At 69.1% G+C, this 18,795-nt stretch carries 20 protein-coding genes; 7 read left to right on the forward strand and 13 right to left on the reverse strand.

Annotated elements, in window-relative coordinates:
• Positions 1 to 5: 5 nt before the first annotated feature.
• The 6 genes from ACYQ78_RS27305 to ACYQ78_RS27330 all read right to left on the reverse strand — a co-directional run bounded on the left by ACYQ78_RS27305 (position 6) and on the right by ACYQ78_RS27330 (position 5,606).
• On the reverse strand, positions 6 to 800 hold the full coding sequence (locus ACYQ78_RS27305) for a hypothetical protein (RefSeq protein ID WP_459803771.1): 795 nt from the start codon (positions 798 to 800) through the stop codon (positions 6 to 8).
• Positions 797 to 2,020: a hypothetical protein gene (locus ACYQ78_RS27310; RefSeq protein WP_459803772.1), complete on the reverse strand. Its 1,224-nt coding sequence runs from the start codon at positions 2,018 to 2,020 to the stop codon at positions 797 to 799. Before ACYQ78_RS27310 ends, ACYQ78_RS27305 begins: the two co-directional genes overlap by 4 nt.
• A gap of 158 nt (positions 2,021 to 2,178) precedes the next feature.
• Positions 2,179 to 2,811: an alpha-ketoglutarate-dependent dioxygenase AlkB gene (locus ACYQ78_RS27315; RefSeq protein WP_459803773.1), complete on the reverse strand. Its 633-nt coding sequence runs from the start codon at positions 2,809 to 2,811 to the stop codon at positions 2,179 to 2,181.
• 30 nt (positions 2,812 to 2,841) lie between these two features.
• Complete coding sequence (locus ACYQ78_RS27320; protein ID WP_459803774.1) at positions 2,842 to 3,423, reverse strand: DUF4291 domain-containing protein; 582 nt, start codon at positions 3,421 to 3,423, stop codon at positions 2,842 to 2,844.
• Between the two features lie 12 nt (positions 3,424 to 3,435).
• Positions 3,436 to 4,155: an aspartate/glutamate racemase family protein gene (locus tag ACYQ78_RS27325; protein ID WP_459803775.1), complete on the reverse strand. Its 720-nt coding sequence runs from the start codon at positions 4,153 to 4,155 to the stop codon at positions 3,436 to 3,438.
• Positions 4,152 to 5,606, reverse strand: a complete 1,455-nt coding sequence (locus tag ACYQ78_RS27330; RefSeq protein ID WP_459803776.1) for an NCS1 family nucleobase:cation symporter-1 — start codon at positions 5,604 to 5,606, stop codon at positions 4,152 to 4,154. The genes ACYQ78_RS27325 and ACYQ78_RS27330 overlap by 4 nt, the downstream gene beginning before the upstream one ends.
• Positions 5,607 to 5,722: 116 nt before the next feature.
• On the opposite strand from ACYQ78_RS27330, the gene ACYQ78_RS27335 reads away from it, so the two are divergent.
• Both ACYQ78_RS27335 and ACYQ78_RS27340 read left to right on the forward strand, forming a co-directional pair.
• Positions 5,723 to 6,274, forward strand: coding sequence for a helix-turn-helix domain-containing protein (locus ACYQ78_RS27335; RefSeq protein ID WP_459803777.1), 552 nt, complete (start codon positions 5,723 to 5,725; stop codon positions 6,272 to 6,274).
• Between the two features lie 33 nt (positions 6,275 to 6,307).
• Positions 6,308 to 7,027 carry a hypothetical protein gene (locus tag ACYQ78_RS27340; RefSeq protein WP_459803778.1) on the forward strand — a complete coding sequence of 240 codons (720 nt, stop codon included), beginning with the start codon at positions 6,308 to 6,310 and terminating at the stop codon, positions 7,025 to 7,027.
• Here the strand turns inward: ACYQ78_RS27340 and ACYQ78_RS27345 are convergent, their stop codons facing one another.
• Both ACYQ78_RS27345 and ACYQ78_RS27350 read right to left on the reverse strand, forming a co-directional pair.
• Positions 7,028 to 8,443 carry an ATP-binding protein gene (locus ACYQ78_RS27345; protein ID WP_459803779.1) on the reverse strand — a complete coding sequence of 472 codons (1,416 nt, stop codon included), beginning with the start codon at positions 8,441 to 8,443 and terminating at the stop codon, positions 7,028 to 7,030.
• Positions 8,440 to 10,074, reverse strand: a complete 1,635-nt coding sequence (locus tag ACYQ78_RS27350) for an NAD(P)/FAD-dependent oxidoreductase (RefSeq protein WP_459803780.1) — start codon at positions 10,072 to 10,074, stop codon at positions 8,440 to 8,442. The genes ACYQ78_RS27345 and ACYQ78_RS27350 overlap by 4 nt, the downstream gene beginning before the upstream one ends.
• A 115-nt stretch (positions 10,075 to 10,189) precedes the next feature.
• Between ACYQ78_RS27350 and ACYQ78_RS27355 the strand changes: the two genes are divergently transcribed.
• The gene (locus ACYQ78_RS27355; RefSeq protein ID WP_459803781.1) at positions 10,190 to 11,395 is read left to right on the forward strand and encodes a thioredoxin family protein; all 1,206 of its coding nucleotides are present in this window, start codon (positions 10,190 to 10,192) and stop codon (positions 11,393 to 11,395) included.
• 23 nt (positions 11,396 to 11,418) lie between these two features.
• Here the strand turns inward: ACYQ78_RS27355 and ACYQ78_RS27360 are convergent, their stop codons facing one another.
• Genes ACYQ78_RS27360 through ACYQ78_RS27375 form a run of 4 tightly spaced genes read right to left on the reverse strand, consistent with a single transcriptional unit; the run spans position 11,419 to position 13,444 of the window.
• Positions 11,419 to 11,790 (reverse strand): hypothetical protein, encoded by a 372-nt coding sequence (locus ACYQ78_RS27360; protein WP_459803782.1) that lies wholly within the window; start codon positions 11,788 to 11,790, stop codon positions 11,419 to 11,421.
• Between the two features lie 17 nt (positions 11,791 to 11,807).
• Positions 11,808 to 12,176, reverse strand: coding sequence for a roadblock/LC7 domain-containing protein (locus tag ACYQ78_RS27365; RefSeq protein WP_459803783.1), 369 nt, complete (start codon positions 12,174 to 12,176; stop codon positions 11,808 to 11,810).
• Positions 12,177 to 12,217: 41 nt separating this feature from the next.
• Positions 12,218 to 13,069, reverse strand: a complete 852-nt coding sequence (locus ACYQ78_RS27370; protein ID WP_459803784.1) for a hypothetical protein — start codon at positions 13,067 to 13,069, stop codon at positions 12,218 to 12,220.
• 3 nt (positions 13,070 to 13,072) lie between these two features.
• Entirely contained in the window at positions 13,073 to 13,444 is a 372-nt protein-coding gene (locus ACYQ78_RS27375; RefSeq protein ID WP_459803785.1) for a roadblock/LC7 domain-containing protein, read from the reverse strand.
• Between the two features lie 170 nt (positions 13,445 to 13,614).
• On the opposite strand from ACYQ78_RS27375, the gene ACYQ78_RS27380 reads away from it, so the two are divergent.
• Entirely contained in the window at positions 13,615 to 14,100 is a 486-nt protein-coding gene (locus ACYQ78_RS27380; RefSeq protein WP_459803786.1) for a 2-thiouracil desulfurase family protein, read from the forward strand.
• Here the strand turns inward: ACYQ78_RS27380 and ACYQ78_RS27385 are convergent.
• Complete coding sequence (locus tag ACYQ78_RS27385; RefSeq protein WP_459803787.1) at positions 14,081 to 15,295, reverse strand: DUF4032 domain-containing protein; 1,215 nt, start codon at positions 15,293 to 15,295, stop codon at positions 14,081 to 14,083. The genes ACYQ78_RS27380 and ACYQ78_RS27385 overlap by 20 nt on opposite strands.
• Before the next feature lie 91 nt (positions 15,296 to 15,386).
• On the opposite strand from ACYQ78_RS27385, the gene ACYQ78_RS27390 reads away from it, so the two are divergent.
• From ACYQ78_RS27390 to ACYQ78_RS27400, 3 genes are read left to right on the forward strand one after another with little or no spacing between them, the layout of a single operon-like run.
• Positions 15,387 to 16,967: a DUF885 domain-containing protein gene (locus tag ACYQ78_RS27390; RefSeq protein WP_459803788.1), complete on the forward strand. Its 1,581-nt coding sequence runs from the start codon at positions 15,387 to 15,389 to the stop codon at positions 16,965 to 16,967.
• A gap of 32 nt (positions 16,968 to 16,999) precedes the next feature.
• Positions 17,000 to 18,193, forward strand: a complete 1,194-nt coding sequence (locus tag ACYQ78_RS27395; protein WP_459803789.1) for a pyridoxal phosphate-dependent aminotransferase — start codon at positions 17,000 to 17,002, stop codon at positions 18,191 to 18,193.
• 39 nt (positions 18,194 to 18,232) lie between these two features.
• Positions 18,233 to 18,733, forward strand: a complete 501-nt coding sequence (locus tag ACYQ78_RS27400; RefSeq protein WP_459803790.1) for a DUF3592 domain-containing protein — start codon at positions 18,233 to 18,235, stop codon at positions 18,731 to 18,733.
• The last annotated feature ends 62 nt before the right edge of the window (positions 18,734 to 18,795 follow it).

Genomic DNA, 18,795 nt, shown 5'->3' on the forward strand with positions numbered 1-18,795 from the left:
CGGTCCTACGCGGAGGCGATCGTCGTTTCCCGGGTCTCGGCGACCGGGCGGCGATCGGCCTCCGCGGCCGTGCGCATCGACCAGATCAGGCGCACGACCCCGAGAGCCATGATCCCCTGAAGCACCTGAACGAACGCCGTCTCCATCGGCTGCGACTGCGCCCACATGAACGGCAGGACCCAGCTCACCAGAGACAGCGCGACCGCGCACCAGCCGAGCCCGATGGTCGTCGCGCTCCAGCGGCCGTCCCGCCGCTGCGCGAGCAGGATCATGAACCACCACGCCTGCGACAGCACCACCTGCGCCAGCGCCGCCACCGGCGGGAGGAACACCCACCACGGGACCGCCACGACCAGGGCCAGCACGACGAGGGTCACCCGGTAGGCCCGCGACGCTTCGGTGAGCGCGAGCGACAGCAGCAGGTTGACGGCCAGCCCCAGGATCAGGGACACGATCGAGGTCCCGTTCTCGGCCAGGGTGTCGTCGACGAGGTCGGCCAGTTCGTAGAGCGCCCAGGCCCCGATCAGGTCCATGAAGACCTCGGCGTAGATCAGCCGCCGCAGCCACCGGACCCCGCGCTCACGGGAGCGGCGCACGTGGAGTGCCTCCCACAGGAGCCAGGCGTTGAGCCCGCCCACCAGGACCATCAACGGCACCATCGGCCAGTCCAGGGCGGAGGGCGGAAAGAACGCCACCATGGTGACCAGGGAAAGGTGCCGAAGGTCGTCGACGACGACCGAGACCACGGCGGTGGCGAGCACGGCGACGCCGTAGAGGGCGACGACGATGGTGCGGATCACTTGTGCACGACTTCCTTCGTGGAGCGGCCGGGGAAGATGACGATCATGTGGTGTTCGGCCTTCAGACCCGGGGTGGTCAGGTCGCGGGCGTACAGGCGCACCCGCTGGTGACCCTTGGGGGAGTCGTGGAAGAACAGCGGGTAGGTCCCGCGTGTCAGGAGGCCGCCGTCGGGGGAGCGCACCGGGACCTCGACCACGCTCCGCCATCCCTCGGCGCGGACCGGCGGCGCCGAGGCGAACGTCTTCGCCGTCATGCACACCGCCCGGACCCCCGCCCCGACGGTCACCGGGACCCTCTCCAGGTAGCCGGGCGGGTCGCCCGGGAGGTGGGTCTCGATCCGGTAGCCCGAGGCGGGATCCTGCAGGAAGACGGGGAAACTGACCTGCCCGCGTACTCGGTGGTGGGGCCAGGGGTCCCGGCAGTTCCTCTCGAGCGCATACTCCACCTCCCGGTCGGTCAGCGGAGGGTCGTCGACGGGTTCGGGCTCGACCGCCACCACGCCGACCACCTCCTGGGGCGGTAAGGACACCCCTGCCACCGTGCCGATCACCAGCGCGGACACCACCGCCGCCGTCACCCGGGCCGCGATCGGGGTGGCCGGGGTGGTCGCGGGGTCCCGGCCCAGGTCGGTGGCGGTGTGGGCCAGCCACAGGGCGGTCAGCACCGCGAACCCGTCGAGGAGCAGCCAGAGCACACGCGGGTCGTTGGCCGCCGAGAGTTCGGTCGGCAGGCTGTTCGCGAGGCCAACGTGGACGAGCGCGGCCATCCCGAGCCCACTGGTGATCGGGTTCCACCGGCCGAACGACTGGAGCAGCACCACCCCGATCGGCCAGACGATCTCCGCACCCGGCACGAAAGAGGCCGTCACCCCCGCCGCCGCGACGGCCATCCGGACCGCCACGGGAACCTGGTGGAACACCATCGGGAGCAGTACCAGCACGGGCAGCATCAGGAAGAAGCCGACGTCTTCGGCCTCCGGGCCCAGCAGGAACAGGACCGCGTTCACAAAGATCAGCCACCGCAGCGCCCGCATCCACAGCGGGCCCTCGAAGCGCGGCCAGACCAGCAGGGTCCAGATCAGCCAGCCGCGCAGGGCGGCCGACACCAGCACCGCGAGCACCAGCCCCAGACCGGCGGTGTGATGGTGTTCCCAGACGGTCGCCAGGAAGAAGACGTCCCAGTCGCCGGTGAGTATCGACCACACGAGAGCGCCGAGCATGGCGGCCGAATAAATGCCGACAATAGCCGTCGCTATTCGTTTGGACACGTCATTCCCCGGCTAATCGACGGCAAGGCGACGATCTTAGCGTGGATTTATCCGGACGAATGCGGGCGAAAGTCGTGCGCTAATGGGTTCGGCGAAATCGCGCCGTGAATTCAGCGGACGCCGCGTACCCGGAACTGGATGCTGATTCTCGGGCCCAGCGCTTTGGCCGACTTGGGGATGGCGTGTTCCCACGTGCGCTGGCAGCTGCCGCCCATCACGATCAGGTCGCCGTGGCCCAGGTCGTGGCGGAGGGTCGTACCGCCGCCTTGAGGTCTGAGCAGGAGCGCCCGGGGAGTGCCGACCGAGACGATCGCCACCATCGTGTCCTCCGTCGAACCGCGCCCGATGCGGTCGCCGTGCCAGGCGACGCTGTCGCGGCCGTCGCGGTAGAGGCACAGGCCGGCGGTGCGGAACGGCTCTTTCAGCTCGTCGCGGTAGTAGCCGTCGAGCATCCGTTTCGCCTGGTCGAGCAGAGGGTCGGGCAGCGGGTCGCCCTCGTCGTAGAAGGCCAGCAGCCGGGGGACGTCGACCACGTTGTCGTACATCTTGCGGCGCTCGGCCCGCCACGGCACCGTGTCGGCGAGGCGGGTGAACAGGGCGTCGGCGCCGGAGATCCAGCCCGGCCGGGTGTCGATCCAGGCGCCGTCGGTCAGGAGGGTGCGGCGCACGTGGCCGGCGAGCGGTCCGGGCCCTTCATGGTCGGCCGTCGCGTCGAGGAGCGACGGCTGGAACGGTGCGCTCATAACACGGCAGGCTATCAAACACCTGTTCGATCATGAGGTCGCCCCGCAGGTCGCGGCCAGGTCCGCCGGGAGCGGATAGGGGAGCTCGACCGGCAGTTCGGCCTCGCGGGACTCGGGGGGAAGCGCGTGGATCCGATGAGCCAGGGCGGTCACATCCTCGATGCCGACGATCCACTCGTCGACGTAGCGGTCGACCGCCTCGCGGGACAGGCCCATCTGGAGCGCCCGGTGCGGCAGCGCGTGCAGGGAGGGCGACCGCTCGGGGTCCCACTGCACGCGGACCGGCCGGTGCCGGGTGGCGGTCCACTCCTTGCGGTCGGCGTGGACGGCCGAGTCGTAGTGGCTGAGCCCCGAGTGGGCCAGCGCCCACTCGAACCCCGCGCGGGTGATCGTGATGGCGAGCACCCGCTCCTGGCCGGGCTTGGTGGCCCAGCCGGAGCGGTACATCATCCAGAGGAAAGAGGGTTTGACCCAGGTCATCCGGTCGCGGTTGTAATTCGGCGGGAACCGGCCGTGGGCCGCCGCGTGGTCACCGATCTCGGGGTTGTACGCCTGGTAGACGGTGATCGTGCTCTCGTCGTGGCGGGCCCGGATCTGGCGCGGCGGAATCATGCGGCACAGTCTTCAGATCGGGTGCCGCCCCCGCAACGAGAATTCGGCCAGCAGGCCCGTGTAGGGCTTCGGCGGGGGAGCGGCGTACTCACCGCGCCCGCTGCTGGTGAGCCCGAGCCGCACGAGCGACTCGGCCAGCGTCACCGCCGCCTGGACACCGTCGATCACCGGGGCGTCGATCCGACGGGCGATTTCTTTCGTGTACGCCCCCATTCCGGCACATCCCAGCACGATCGCCTCCGACCGGTCCCGCGCGAGCGCGGTCTCGGCGAGGTCGGCCACCACGTTCAGCGCCTTGTCGTCGAGGTCGAGCACCGGGATCTCGCACGCGTGCACGCCCCGGCAGGCGTGCCCGCAGCCGTAGCGTTCGGCCAGGTCACGGGCGCGCTGGACGGTCCGCCCCAGCGTGGTGACCACACTGAAACTCCGGCTGACCAGCGTCGCGACGTGCATGGCCGCCTCGGCGATGCCGATCACGGGACCGTCGGCGACCTCGCGGGCGGCGTCCAGCCCCGGATCGCCGAAGCAGGCGATCACATAGGCGTCGGCGCCGTGCAGTTCGGTCAGGATCCCCGGTACGGCCAGCGCCTCGTCGTAGTGGCTCTCGATCGAGGCCGGCCCCATGGCCGGGCTGACCGCGGTGACGTGTCCCGCCACCTCCCGGGCGCACGAACCGATGAGCTCGGTCATCTCCCGGGAGGTGTTGGGGTTGATCACCTTGACGTGGATCACACCAGGATCCTGGGGCGCAGCCGCTCGAACGCGATGAACGTCACGAACCCGAGCCCGCACCCGAGGAACCATGAGTAGTCGGCGATCCACAGCCCCGACCCGATCAGCTTCGGCACGATCACCGACAGGATCGCCGGAATGCCGCTGGCCAGGATCGCGTAGACGGCGTTCGGGTTGTAGCCCTTGCTGAAGTAGTAGCGGCCGTTCGGGGACATGGTGAACATGGCGTCGACGTCCACGAACTGCTTGCTGATCACGTAGTAGCCCGCGATGAGGATTCCGAAGAGCGGCCCGATGAGCGCGCCCAGCACCCCGAGCGTGTAGTGGATCGCGTCCGGGTTGCTATACCAGTTCCACGGCGTGAGCAGCACCGACCCGACGGCCGCGATCATCCCGCCCATCCGCCACGAGATCTTCTGCGGCGACACGTTGGAGAAGTCGAACGCCGGCGAGATGAAGTTGGCCACGATGTTGATCCCGATCGTGGCGATGACGAACGTGAGCCCGCCGAGCAGGATCGCGAACGGCGTGTCGATCCGCTCGACCGTGTGGATCGGGTCGGTGATCAGCTCCCCGAACACCGGCACCGTCGCCGAGGCGGTGATGACCGTGAGGATCGAGAAGAACAGGAAGTTGACCGGCAGCCCGAGCAGGTTGCCCCGCTTGACGGCCTCGAACGACTTGCCGTACCGCGAGAAGTCCCCGAAGTTCAGCATCGGCCCCGAGAAGTACGACACCACCAGCGCGATGGCCCCCAGCATGACCGGGATCGACTCGGCGAACCCGAGGCTCTCACCCGAGCTCAGGTCGAGCGAGATGTTCTCCCACCCGGCCTCGCTGACCAGATAGACGGCGAGCACGACCATGACGACGTACACGGCGGGACCCGCCCAGTCGATGAACCGGCGGATCGCCTCCATGCCCTTCCAGAACACGGCGGCCTGCGCCACCCAGAGGATGGCGTAACAGATGTACCCGAGGGGCGACAGCCCGAGGAACGTCGACTCGTTGAGGGAGGCCGTCGACGGCCAGAACTTGAGGAAGATGATGAGCAGCGACTGCGAGGCCAGATAGGTCTGCACGCCGTACCAGGCGATCGCGATGGCGCCCCGGACGATGGCCGGGATGTTCGCCCCGAGCACCCCGAAGATCGCCCGGTTGATGACGGGGTAAGGGACCCCGGTCACCTGACTGGGCTTGGCGACCAGATTGCAGAAGACCTGCACGATCACGATGCCCACCAGCAGCGCGACCAGCACCTGCCACGAGGCGAGCCCGAGCGCGAACAGCGAGCCCGCCGTGACGTATCCGCCGACGCTGTGCACGTCGGACATCCAGAAGGCGAAGATGTTGTAGGACGACCAGGTCTGCTTCTTGAGCGGGACGAGATCCTCGTTGGCGAGCCGGGGGTCGTATTCGGGTTTGATGAGGCCCGTTTGGACGTCGGTCATCACAGCTTCCTTGGGGGGTATCGTGCGGATGGAAACCGTCCTGTCCTGTTAAGCAATCACTTAACGCTCGACGGGTTTCGCCCCTGTTAACCCGTTGTGACAATCGGTAAGGAGCCATGGACGCGATCGGACCCCGGCTACGCGACCTCAGGGAGCGCTCGGGGAAGTCCCTCCGCGCCGTGGCCCGCGAACTCGGCATCTCCCCGTCTGCCGTCTCCCAAATCGAACGCGGCCTGATGCGCCCGTCGGTGTCCCGGTTGATCGCGTACGTGACGGCGATCGGCGTCCCCTTGGCAGAGGTCTTCGACGAGGCCGACGCCCAGCCGGTCTCGTTCGCGGTACGACGGTCGGGGGAGGTCGCGCCTCTGCTGCTGAGCGGGGGGATCACCTTCCGGCGCCTGTCTCCCGCGGCCACCCCCGACGTGGAGTTCTTCGAGTCGACGTATCCACCGCTGTCGATCTCCAACGCGCACGGGCAGTTCCTCAAGCACGACGGCTACGAGGTCGGGACCGTCACCTCCGGCGAGCTGACGATCGAGTTCGAGTCGGAGCTGGTGACGCTGGGGGTGGGCGATTCGATCACCTTCCCCTGCGACCGCCCGCACCTGATCGGCAACCGGTCGTCCGAGGTGACCGCCGTGGCGACGTGGCTGATCGTCCACCGCTGAGAACCTTTTCCGCCGGTACGCGGTAGCAGGGGTATGACACGACGAATTCTGGCCGCCCTGGCGGTCGTCGCCGCCGTTCTCCTCCCCGTGGCCCCCGCGAACGCCGGGGCGTGGGCGGTGACGGAACTCGACACGTTCCCTACGACGGTTAAGCCCGGGGTGACGTACACGATCGGCTACTGGGTCCTCCAGCACGGGACGCATCCGTTCGAGGGCCCCGAAGCGGACATGCGCACCGGCCTGCGCCTGACCGACGGCACGAAGGTCCTCGACTTCCCCGGGACGGCGCTGCCCGAACGGGCCCACTACGCGGCGACGATGCAGGTGCCCGAGGGGACGTGGAAACTCGAGGCGATGCAGGGCATCTTCCAGCCGTACAACCTGGGCCTGCTGACGGTGCCCGGTGGTCTGAAGGCAGCGCCCCCGGCGTGGGAGGGCCAGCAGCAGACCGGGGGGACGGCCACCGACTACTGGGGCGACGTGAAACCGCCTGGCTTCCCCTGGGACGCGAAGACCGTGGTCAAGGCGGGCGCGACCGACGTGGCCCCCGCCCCTCAGCCCAGCCCGACGCCCGCCGCAGTGGTCCCCGTCGCGCCGGCGGCTTCCGAGGAGGAGGGGTTGCCGTGGGGGTACGCGGCAGGCGGTCTGGTCGTGGGCGCTGCGGCGGTGTTCCTTGTCAGTCGGCTACGACGCCGTGAACCGGCCGCTCCCGTGGAGGACGAGGAGAACACCTTCGTGATCTCCCGCAACTGACTACGCGTCTTCGAGGGGCAGCAGGACGCGGAAGTTCGTCCTCCCCGGCTGGGAGTCCACCCGGATGTCGCCGTGATGCTTGTTCACGATGATCCGGTACGAGATGTCCAGCCCCAGCCCCGTCCCCTCACCCACGGCCTTGGTAGTGAAGAACGGTTCGAAGATGCGGGGCCGGACCTCCGGCGGGATCCCGTGCCCCGTGTCCTCGACGTCGACCGCCAGGTTCTCCCCGTCACGGCACGTGGAGATCGTCAACGTCCCCGATCCCTCCATCGCCCCGATCGCGTTGTCGATCAGGTTCGTCCACACCTGGTTCAGCTCGGCCGCATAGGCAGGCACGAGGGGCAGCGACCGGTCGTAGTGCTTCACGACGTGCACGCCCTCGGGGATCTTCGCCTGGAGCATGGTCAGGGTCGCGTCCAGCAGGTCGTGCACGTCGATCGTCTGGTGCGGCGTCCGGTCAAGCTGGGAGTACTGCTTCGCGGCGGCCACGAGCCCGGAGATCCGCGAAACCGCGTCGTCGATCTCGCCCATCAGGAGTTCGGTGTCGATCGTGTACGTCAGCCACCGGATCGCCCCCTCCAGGTTCCCCTCCCCGACGCACTCTTCAACGGTCTGGAGCCAGTCGCCCTGGATCCCCCCGGCCACCAGCGTCGGCGCGATGTCCCACGAACCGGCGATGTCGTGGTCGTCGAGCCAGTCGGCCAAGGCGTCTTCAGCGTCGGAGGTCTGGAGGGCGGTCAGCTCGGGCGCTGAGGCGGCCTGCTTGACGGCGAGTTCCTGGAGTTCGACCAGCTTGTGCAGCCGCCCGCCGTCGATCTTCCCGTCGGCGATCATGCCGAGCTTGTGGCGCATCCCGGCCACCCGCTCGCGCAGGATCGACGTCGCCCGGACCGCCGCCGCCGCGGGGTTGTTCAGCTCGTGGGTCAGTCCGGCCGACAGGGCGCCCAGAGCAAGCAGGCGTTCGCGCTCGCCGACCGCCGTCTGGGTCGCGCGCATGCCGACGAACAGGCCCTCCAGCAGGTGCATCGCCATCGGGAACCAGGATCGCGTCCACTCGGCGAACGAGTCGGCCGGGATCTCGTAGACGGTCACGTCCGTCAGGGCGACCATCGAGTTGTTGTAGGTCTGCTCGACGCCCGGGTCCATGTAGGCCTGGGTCGCGCCGCCGTAGGCGCCGCGCTGCATGCTGCGGGTGAACTCGACGTCGTCGCCGTGGACGCGCCGGGTCAGCGTGATCGTGCCGTCGAGCAGGACGACGAAACAGGTCGCGGGCTGGCCCTCTTCGTACACGCGGGTTCCGGCCGTGTACGGGATCACGCGGCCGCAGTCGGCGATCAGCTGGAGCTGGTCTTGGTTGAGGGATTCGAACAGGAACAGGCCGCGGAGGTCGTCCGGGGTCAGAAGGTCGCTCATTGCGCCTCCAGATAACGGTGAATGAGGGAGACGGCCATGGCACCTTCGCCGACGGCGGAGGCCACGCGTTTGACGGAGTCGGACCGCACGTCACCGGCGGCGAAGACGCCGGGCATGCTGCTCTCCAGGTGGTAGGGGTCGCGGGGGAGCGACCAGCCCGACGGGCGCTGGCCGCCCAGGAGCAGGTCGGGGCCGGTCAGGACGAACCCGTTCTGGTCGCGCTGGACGACGGAGTCGAGCCAGGCCGTGCGGGGCTCGGCGCCGATGAAGATGAAGCACCACGTCGTCTCGGCGGTCCGGATCTCGCCGGTACGGGTGTCGCGCAGTGTCAGCCGCTCCAGGTGGTCGTCGCCCTCCGCCTGGCAGATCTCCGTGTACGGATGGATCTGGATCGACGGGTGGGAGGCGAGCTGCTTGATCAAATAGCTCGACATCGACCGTTCGAGGCTGTCGCCGCGAATCAGGATGTGCACGCGGGCGGCGTACCGGGAGAAGTAGACCGCCGCCTGGCCGGCCGAGTTGGCGCCGCCGACGATGTAGACGTCCTGGTCGAGGCACGACGGCGCCTCGGTCGAGGCGGAGCCGTAGAAGACGCCCCTGCCGGTGAAGCTCTCCAAGCCCGGGGCTTGAAGCATGCGGTAGGAGACACCGGTCGCCAGGACCACGGTGTGGGCGGCGATCGAGGTGCCGTCGTCGAAGCGCAGCACCCGCGTCGAGCCGCCCGCCTCCAGCGCCACGGCCTCGCGGGCGCTCAGCAGTTCGGTGCCGAACTTCAGCGCCTGCCGCCGCGCCCGCTCGGTGAGCTGCGCGCCGCTCACGCCGTCGGGGAAGCCCAGGTAGTTCTCGATCCGGCTGCTCTGCCCGGCCTGCCCGCCGGTCGCCCGCTGCTCGATCAAGACGGTACGCAGACCTTCGGACGCCCCGTAGACCGCCGCGCCCAGCCCGGCCGGACCGGCGCCCACGACCACCAGGTCGTAGAAGTCGCTGGCCGGAGTGGTCGTCAGGCCCACGTGGGGAGCCAGGTCGATCTCCGACGGCTGCACGAGCGACTTGCCGTCGGTCGTCACGACCAGCGGCACGTCGTTCTCGCTCAGCCCGGCCGCCGTCAGCAGCCTGCGGCCCTCCGGGTCGTCGGCCAGCAGCCAGCGGTACGACACCAGGTTCCGGGCCAGGAAGTCGCGCACCGCGTACGACTCGGCCGACCAGCGGTGCCCCACCACGCGGATCTCCGTCACCGGGCGGTCGGGCGTGGCGATCCAGGCGTCGAGCAGGGCGTCGATGACCGGATAGAGCTTCTCCTCCGGCGGGTTCCACGGCTTGAGCAAATAATGATCGACGTCGACCAGGTTGATCGCGTCGATCGCCGCCTCGGTGTCGGCGTACGCGGTCAGCAGGATGCGCCGGGCCAAGGGGAAGAGGTCCATGGCCGTCTCAAGGAACTGGATGCCGTTCATCTGGGGCATCCGATAGTCGGCCACCAGCACGGCGACCTGTTCACCCCGCAGTTTGATCTCGCGCAACGCCTCAAGGGCCGACTCACCCGAGTCGGCCCGCACGATGCGGTAGCGGTCGCCGTATCGGCGGCGCAGGTCACGTGAGACCGCGCGGGAGACCGCAGGATCGTCGTCCACCGTCAGAATCGCGGGATTCGCCATATGCCCCATAAAAACACGCTCGGCGGCTCATTGCTTCCAACGTACCTTCCAGGGCGTTTGATCAGGGCGCTGAGCTGGGGATTCTTCGCAAATGGAGCGCGCGCTGAGATTCCCCGAAACCGCCTTGCCGGGCGAGGTCCACTTCGTCGTGATCGGCGACAGGCCTGCCGGGCAGACGATGGGTGAATTCCGGCCCACGGGAGAGATCCCGGTGCCGTCCGACGTCGAGCTCGCCTACGTGGCCGCCACGACCGAGCGGCTCTGCGAGGTGCCCGAGGTGACGGGCCTACGGCTGAGCGGCGTCTGCGACGACGACCTGCGCCTGATCGCCAAGCGGTCGACGCTGCGCGACCTGGCCGTGACGGGGAGGTTCACCGACGAGGGGGTCCGCGCGCTCTCGGGGCTCACCACGCTGGAGAGCCTGGAGCTGTGGTCGCCGAACATCACCGGCGACGTGCCGCTCCCGGAGGAGAGCCCGCTCATCAAGGTCAAGATCGGCGGCGCCTCGGTCGTCGACGCCGCGTTCGGTCATCTCGCCCGCACCTCGGCCGCGGTGGTCGCGGTCTCCGGCGATTCCGTACGCGGCCACGGACTCGGCGCCCTCGGCGGCATGCCCACGCTCCGCTACCTGCGCCTGGGCAGCGAGAAGATCGAGCCCGGCTGCCTGTGGCGGCTCGGGTCGAGCGAGTCGCTGGCCATCCTGTCGCTGGCGGGCCCGGTCGACTGCGAGGCGGTGCTGTCGTTCGCGCCGCCCCTGAAGGAGATCGACCTCGACCACGTCTCCCGGGCCGACTGCGCCCGGCTGCTGTTCCACGGCCTGGCCGTCAACGGCCTGTCGGGGCCGCCCCGGCTGGCCGACGCGTACGCGCGGATGCTGACAGGACCGGACCGGCCGACGGGCATCGTGCCCCGGCGCCGCGTCGTCACCGGGGAACGCGACCTGGCCTCACTGGTGATGGGCCCGGCCCCGGTGCTCCTGGTCTTCACCGGCGCCGACTGCCTGGCCAGCGCCTGGATCGCCCCCGTGATCGACCGCATCGTCGCCGAGTACGACGACGAACTGATCGGCGCGGTCGCCGACGTCGACACCGCGATCGGCGCCGCGACCGCCGCCAGGGTCGACCGCACGCCGACCGTGCTGGTCACCCGCAGGGGCGAGGAACTGCTGCGGCTGCCCGGGATCAGATCCCATGCCGAGCTGATCCGCCGGGTGACCGGCACCCTCGGGCTGCCCATGCCGGGCGAGAAGCTGTTCCCCGCCGGGGCGAACCGTGAGCCGCTCCTCGGCTCCGCCTGAGCGGCTCACGCCGGTCCGCGATGTCAGATCTCCAGCTTGTCTTCGATGGTCCGCAGGTGGTGGCGGGCCATCGCCAGGTTGGCGCGGCCCCGGTCGAGGGCCAGGTAGAGGAACAGGCCCTTGCCGCCCCTGCCCGTGATCGGGCGGATGATGTGGTACTGACCGGACAGCGTGATGAGGATGTCCTCGATCGCGTCCTTCAGGCCCAGGCTGTCCATCGTGCGTAACTTGGCCTTCACGACCTCGGTGTTGCCGGCTCCGGCGATCTGCAGGTCGAGGTCCTTCGACCCGCCCAGCACGCCGAGGCTCATGCCGCTGTTGTAGTCGACCACGGCGGCGCCGAGGGCGCCGTCGATCGCCATCATCTCCTTGAGAGAGATGTCCATGTTCGCCATGTCGGCTTGTCTCCTCTTCATTCGCGTTCGACGATGGCGGCGATCTTCGCCGCCGTCTTCCTGCCCTCGATGCGCAGCAGCCCGAGGTTCGCGCCCGGCACGGCCAGCACGGTGAGGACGAGTTTGGGACCCGCGGCGTAGTGGGCCGTGAAGCCGCGGGTGGCGGAGATCAGGGTCTCCTCGAGGTCGCCGATCCTGGTCAGGTCGGCCATCCGGCGGCTCATCGAGAGCACCGCCGAGGTGAGCGCCGCGGTCTGGTCGAGGTTCTCGGCCAGGTCGGCGGAGACGAGCATGCCGTCGACGGTGCAGGTGAGGACACCCGTGATCTCAGACGTGCGGCCTCGGAGGAGCAGCATCTCCTCGTGAATTTCGCGGCGCAGATCCATGGGGATGCCCCTTCCGGCCCGTTTGAGCCACGGGCGCGTGATCACTGGAACGCCTCCAGCGCGTTACGCAGCCTGATGAGCAGATTCACGTCCGACGGGTCTCCGCTGATCTCGGGAAAGGACGACCGCGGTGGTGGTCCGTTTCCGTGGGGAGGCTCCGGCCGGGGCGCCGCTCCGGCCACCCGCTTCGGCAGGTCCGGCCGCCGCGTCTCCGGGGGCGGCGGTTCCGGAGGCCGTGCCTCCGGGGTCTCCAGCAGCCCCGCCGCGGCCATCTCGCGGACCGCGAGCAGGGTCGTGTACGCCGGCCGCCCGATCCGCTTGGCCAGCTCGATGGGCGTGGTCTCGCCGTCGGCGTTGAGCAGGATCTCCCACTGGAGCGCGGTCAGGATCACGTGATGCGACCGGATGCGCCGCACCGGTACGACCGGACGGCTGTCGAGTTCGGCCGATGGCCAGGCGCGGTCCAACCGGGCCCTCCTGCGATGACATTCCCGGAACAGACCCGGCACGTCGAAGAACCAGTGGATCCCCAGCCAGTGCCGGTCCCCCTCGCGGAACCTGGGCTTGGGCACGTTCGCGCCGAACAGGAAGAACGAGGCGTCCAGGGTCGCCCCCAGGACGCAGAGCTGCAGCTCGCCCCGGCTGAGCACGCCCTTGCGGACGAGCAGGTCGCCGCCGTCGGCGGTGGCCGCCGTGGTCTGGCGGGCCGTCTTCACCCCGTGGGCGGTCATCCGGCCGGTGACCGTGAGGAGTTCCTCCACGGTCGGAGTGCGGGCGCACTCCACGTAACAGACCCGGCCCTTGCTGAGATAGACGGTGCCGCTCCGGCCGGCTTTCAGGGCACCCGTCGCCTTGCTCTCCGCCAGTTCGGAGAGCATGTCGTCGATCGGCACCTGTCACGACGCGATCAGTTCGTGGGAGATGCTCTCGAGGCGCCGCCGCGCCAGGGCCAGGTTCGCCCGGTCACGGTCGAGCCGCACGCAGATCAGCAACGGGCCGTCCCACATCGTCTCCATCGGCTTGATGAGCTGGTAGCCGTGGTCGGTGGTGATGATCAGGTCGTCGATCCGGATCGTTCCATCAGGGGACGACAGGGCCAGTCCGTCGAGCGTGGCACGGAAGGTCTCGCTCAGGCCTATGGCCGACCTCTCCGGGTCGGGCAGGCCCTCCATCGCGAGCGCGGTGCCGCTGGTGTGGTCGACCAGTATGGCGCCGAGCGCTCCCGGGATGGCCATCGCCTCGGACAGGCAGTCCTCGATGCCGATCACCCGCAACTCCTCATCCGGTTACCCCCCGCCAAGTGGTGGGACAAACCTTAGAGAAACCGGGGAAACACACCTCATGAGCGCATGTGTCGGATGGTTTCCTGACATAAAGACTTGGTCAGTGGAAGAAGGATTCTGATACCCGGTAGAACCCGTGTTGCAAAATCGATGATGTGGAACGAATTCTCGTGAGCGCCTGCCTGCTGGGCCGCCGGGTGCGCTTCGACGGCCGCGCCAAGACCAGCGACGACGAGGTCCTCGCAGGCTGGAAGGCCGAAGGACGGCTCGTCCCGTTCTGCCCCGAGGTCGAGGGCGGCCTGCCGGTGCCCCGCCCCCCGGCCGAGATCGAGGGCGGCGCCGGCGGCGCGGCGGTCCTCTCCGGCGCGGCCCGCATTCTCACCCCCGAGGGCGCCGACGTCACCGCGCATTTCCTGGAAGGCGCGCGCCAGTGCCTCGCGGTGGCGAAATCATTCGGTGTTCGGATCGCCGTCCTCAAAGAGGGCAGCCCGTCGTGCGGCCCCCTGCGGATCTACGACGGCACCTTCCGCGGCCGGATCATGCCCGGCGAGGGCGTGACCGCGGCCCTCCTGGTCGCCAACGGCATCGAGGTCTTCGGCGAAGACCGCATCGCCGAAGCGGCTAAATGTCTACTCCGATGATGGCCTTCTCGTCCGGGCGGTGGACGAGCACGTTGTCGATGTAGCTGCGGACCGCCGCCTCCAGGCCGACGTCCTTTCCGGCCGCCTCCGAGAGGAACCAGCGGTGTTCCAGGACCTCGTGGAAGAGTTCCGCGCGCTCCAGCTTCCGGTGCAGCTCCGGCGGGATCGCCCTTATCACCGGCTGGTAGACCTCGGCGAGCCACCTGTGGGCCACTATCGCCTCGTCCTCGTGGCGCAGGCCGTGGGTGACGGTGAAGGAGTCGAGGTCGTTGAGCAGGCGGCGGGCCTGGTTCTCCTCGACGTCCAGGCCGGTCAGGCGCAGGAGGCGGCGCTGGTGGTGGCCGGCGTCGACGACCTTGGGGCGGACGATCAGGCGGCCGGTGCCGGCCTTGCGGCGGACCATCATCTCGGCGACGTCGAAGCCGAGGGTGTTGAGGCGGCGGATGCGCTGGTCGACCTTGTGCCAGTCGACCTCGTCGATGATCTCGTCGCTGTTGAGCTCGGTCCACAGGCGGTGGTAGCGCTCGACGATCTGCTCGGCGAACAGCAGCGGGTCGATCGACGGGTGCAGCAGGTCGCCGGCCTCCAGGTCGAGCAGTTCGCCGTAGATGTTGATGTGGGCGACCTCGATGTCGTGGTGGCGCTGGCCCTCGCTGATCATCGGGTGCAGCTCGCCGGTCTCGGCGTCGACCAGGTAGGCGGCGAACGCGCCCGCGTCGCGCCGGAACAGGGTGTTGGAGAGCGAACAGTCGCCCCAGTAGAACCCGGTCAGGTGCAGCCGGACCAGCAGCACGGCCAGGGCGTCGAGGAGCCGCTCCAGGGTCTCCGGGCGCAGCGCGCCCGACAGCACCGCGCGGTAGGGCAGTGAATATTGCAGATGGGCGGTGATCAGAGCGGAGTCGAGGACCTCCCCGGTCTTCGACTCGCGGCCGGTCACCACGGCCACCGGTTCGACCGATGGGGTGTCGAGCCGGTTGAGGTCCCAGAGCAGACGGTATTCACGCTTGGCGTAGCGCTCGCTGATCTCCTTGATCGCGTACACGGTGCCGTTGATGCGGGCGAAGCGCACGACGTGCCGGGATATGCCGCGGGGGAGGGCGACCAGGCGGTGTTCCGGCCACTCTTCGAGGGGGACGTCCCAGGGGAGCCGGATGAGATCGGGATCCGTGGGGGCGCCGGTCATCTGAAGTGGCACCTGGTTGCTCCTACTTTGGGGGGACCAATGCGATTAAGTGTCGCGGATGTCAGTCATTTGTGGCGAGCCGGGTCAGGGGTAGGGTCGCCGCATGACGCTGCTGGACGAGTTCGTCGACTGGTATCTGAAGGACAATCCGGTGCGGGCGACGCTGCTCGGGGCCACGGGATTCGACCGCACCCTCGGCGACTTCAGCGAAGAGGGGTTCATCCGCCGGGAACGGGCCACCGAGCTGTGGCTCGACCGCCTCTCCAACGCCGATCCGGGCCCCTCGCTCGACGATCGCATCGACCACGAGCTCGCCCTCTCCCACCTGCACGGCGAGGTGCTCACCGCCGGGTGGCCCGAGTGGCGGCGCACCCCCGCGCCCTACCTCGACGCCGTTTTCGCCTCGATGTTCACACCGTTCCAGCAGCGCCTGTCGCCGGAGCCCGATCTGGTCGAGGCGGCCGTCGCCCGGCTGGCCGAGGTGCCCGCCGTGCTCGCGGCGTGCAAAGCGAACCTGTCTCCCGACCTCGCGGCCGAACTCCTCGTGACGCGGGGGCTTCAGCAGGCTCGTACGGGACGGCGGTTCCTGACCGAGACGCTGCCCGCGCAGGTGCGCGACCCCGCGCTGCGCACGCGCCTGGCGGCGGCGGCCGAACCGGCCGCGGCGGCCTTCGACGACCTGGTCACCTTCCTGGAGGGCTTCCGCGCGGGCGGCACCTGGCGGATGGGCGAGGAGCTCTACTCGGGCCTGCTCCAGGAACGCGAGATGCTCGGCTACGGCGCCACGGAGCTCCACGCCAAGGGCGTCGCCGAGTGGGAGGCGCTCAACCAGCGGATGAACGAGGTGGCCGGGAAGCTCGGCTTCGACGCCTGGCGGCCCGCCATGGAGTCGCTGATGGACGACCACCCGCCCACTCTGGAGGCCATGCGCGCCGAATACGAGGCCGAGACCGAGCGCGCCCGGCGGTTCGTGCGCGCCCGCGACCTCGTCACGTTCCCGGCGGGCGAACACTGTCAGGTCCTCCCGTCGCCGGAGTTCCAGCGGCCGATCATCGCGGTCGCCAACTACCTGTCGCCCCCGCCGCTGAGCACCGCCCGCGAGGGGGTGTTCTTCGTGCCGTACACCCCCGACGACTTCACCGAGGAGCAGGTCAGGCAGCGGCTGCGCACCAACTCGCGCCCGCAGATGCCCTCGATCTCCGTCCACGAGGCCTACCCCGGGCACCACTGGCAGCTCGCCCACCTGGCCGAGAACCAGCGGCGGATCAGGAAGGTCTTCCGCACGCCCTACTTCGTCGAGGGCTGGGGGCTCTACGTCGAGAAGCTGATGTGGGAGCAGGGCTACTATGACACCCCCGAGACCGAGCTCGCCCACCTCGACTGCCGCATCTGGCGGGCCGCCCGGATCGTCGTCGACACCGCCCTCCACTGCGAGGACATGTCGATCGAGGAGGCCGAGACGTTCATGGCCACCAAGGCGTCGCTGTCGCCCGGCACCGCCAAGGGTGAGGTCAACCGTTACTGCGCCTGGCCGACCCAGGCGCCGAGCTATCTGACCGGCGCGATCGAGATCGAGAGGATCAGGTCCGAATACACCGGTGACCTCAAGAGTTTCCATGATCGGATCGCCGGGAGCGGCGGTCTTCCGCTCGGCCTGGCGCGCAAGGCGGCGCTCGGCGGCTGAACGCGCCGGGTGCCCGGCGCGTATTCTCCGGCGTGACAGCATCCGTAGACCTTGCGTTGCTGCGGAGCGACGCGCACAGCCCGTCCTACTTCGCCCTGCGGCGCGGCGCCGCAGGTGACGACCTCGTCGACTTCTGCATCCCGTGCAATCCGTACTTCCCGACGACGGCGATGTTCGACGACCTGCGGGCCAACCTGGTCGACGTGCTCAAGTACTACCCGAGCGACGCCGAGACGATCACGAAGGAGTTGTGCGCCACCCTCGACCTGAACCCGTCGACGATCGCCATGGGCAACGGCTCGACCGAACTGATCACCTGGCTCGACCACCTGATCGTGCGGGAGAGCCTGGCCGTGCCGGTGCCCACCTTCGGCCGCTGGACCGACCAGCCGCTGGAGACCGGCAAGCGCTGCGACATGTTCCCCCTCCTGGAGTCGCAGGGCTTCCGGCTGGACGTCGAGAACTACATCCGCTTCATCAGGGAACGCGGATCGAGGGTGGCGGTCATCTGCAACCCGAACAACCCCGACGGCGGTTACCTGCCACGTCACGAGGTGGTCCGCCTGCTCGACCGGCTGACCGACCTCGACCTGGTCGTCGTCGACGAGTCGTTCATCGAGTTCGTCGACGCCGAGCCGTCGGCCAGCGTGGCCGACGAGGCGGTGATCCGCCCCAATGTGGTGGTGCTCAAGAGCCTCGGCAAGAACTTCGGCCTGCACGGCGTCCGGTTCGGCTATCTGGTGGCCAATCCACAGATCGCCGGTCTGGTCCGCCGGGTGCTGCCGAAGTGGAACCTCAACTCCTTCGCCGAGGTCGTGGTCTTCATGCTGAAGGCCCACATGAACGAATACCGGCACAGCCTGAGACTGGTCGCCCACGACCGGGAGATGATGATCCGTCAGCTCGCGTCCCTTACGGGGCTGACCGTCTTCCCGTCGCAGGGCAACTTCGTCCTCTGCAAGCTGCCCGAGGGCCGCGACGGCCGGGAGCTGCGCGACTTCCTCATCCGCGAGCACGGCGTCTACATCCGCGAGTGCGGCAACAAGCTGGGCTTCAACAGCCGCTTCCTGCGCCTGGTCGTCCGGCCCCACTCCGACGTGCAGCGGCTTCTGGCGGGCATGTACGCCTACCTGTGCGCCGACGAGGAACCCCGCAGGGGCCGCCGCCGAGCCCCGGAGATCGAGCCCTCCCCGATCTACCGGCTCCCCGGAAGCATGGCGCAATAAGGGAATGCGCCCGGCCCGGCGATATCGCACCATCGATGCATGGTCGGGCAGTTCCTCCGGTGGCAGGTGCTGGTCTGGTTCGGCATCGCCGCGATGACGTACGCGCTCATCGCCTGGGTGTACGCCGAGGAGACCGCCTTCGCGCGCCGGTCGGTCGTCACACAGGGTACGGTGCTCGACGTCCAGCGGGGCGGGGTGACCTACAGCCACGACGGGCAGTCCGCCCTGGAGTACTCGGGCCGGGTGCGTTACCGGGCGAACGGCACGGACGCCGTGGCCAGGATGAAGGTCGCCGGCTGCACCACCACCGTCTGCCGCCCGCCGAGCGTGGGCGAGAGCGTCTGGGTCTCCTACGACCCCGACCGGCCCGGCCGGGCCGTGCTCTCACCGTCGTCCGGGCTGCCCGAATGGCCGGTGCCGGGGCCGTTCGTCTTGATCCTCGTGGCGATGGGCCTGATCCCGCTCCTGGCGGGAGTGGCCAACCTGGTGTGGATCTGGCCCGTGCTCCGGGCCAGGCCCGCTAGGTGTACTTGGTCATGAACTTGGTGACAGTCGGCTGATGGGCGGCCTGCCGCCGAGGGCTGAGTGGGGCCGGGTGGTGT

Source organism: Herbidospora sp. RD11066 (assembly GCF_054661255.1).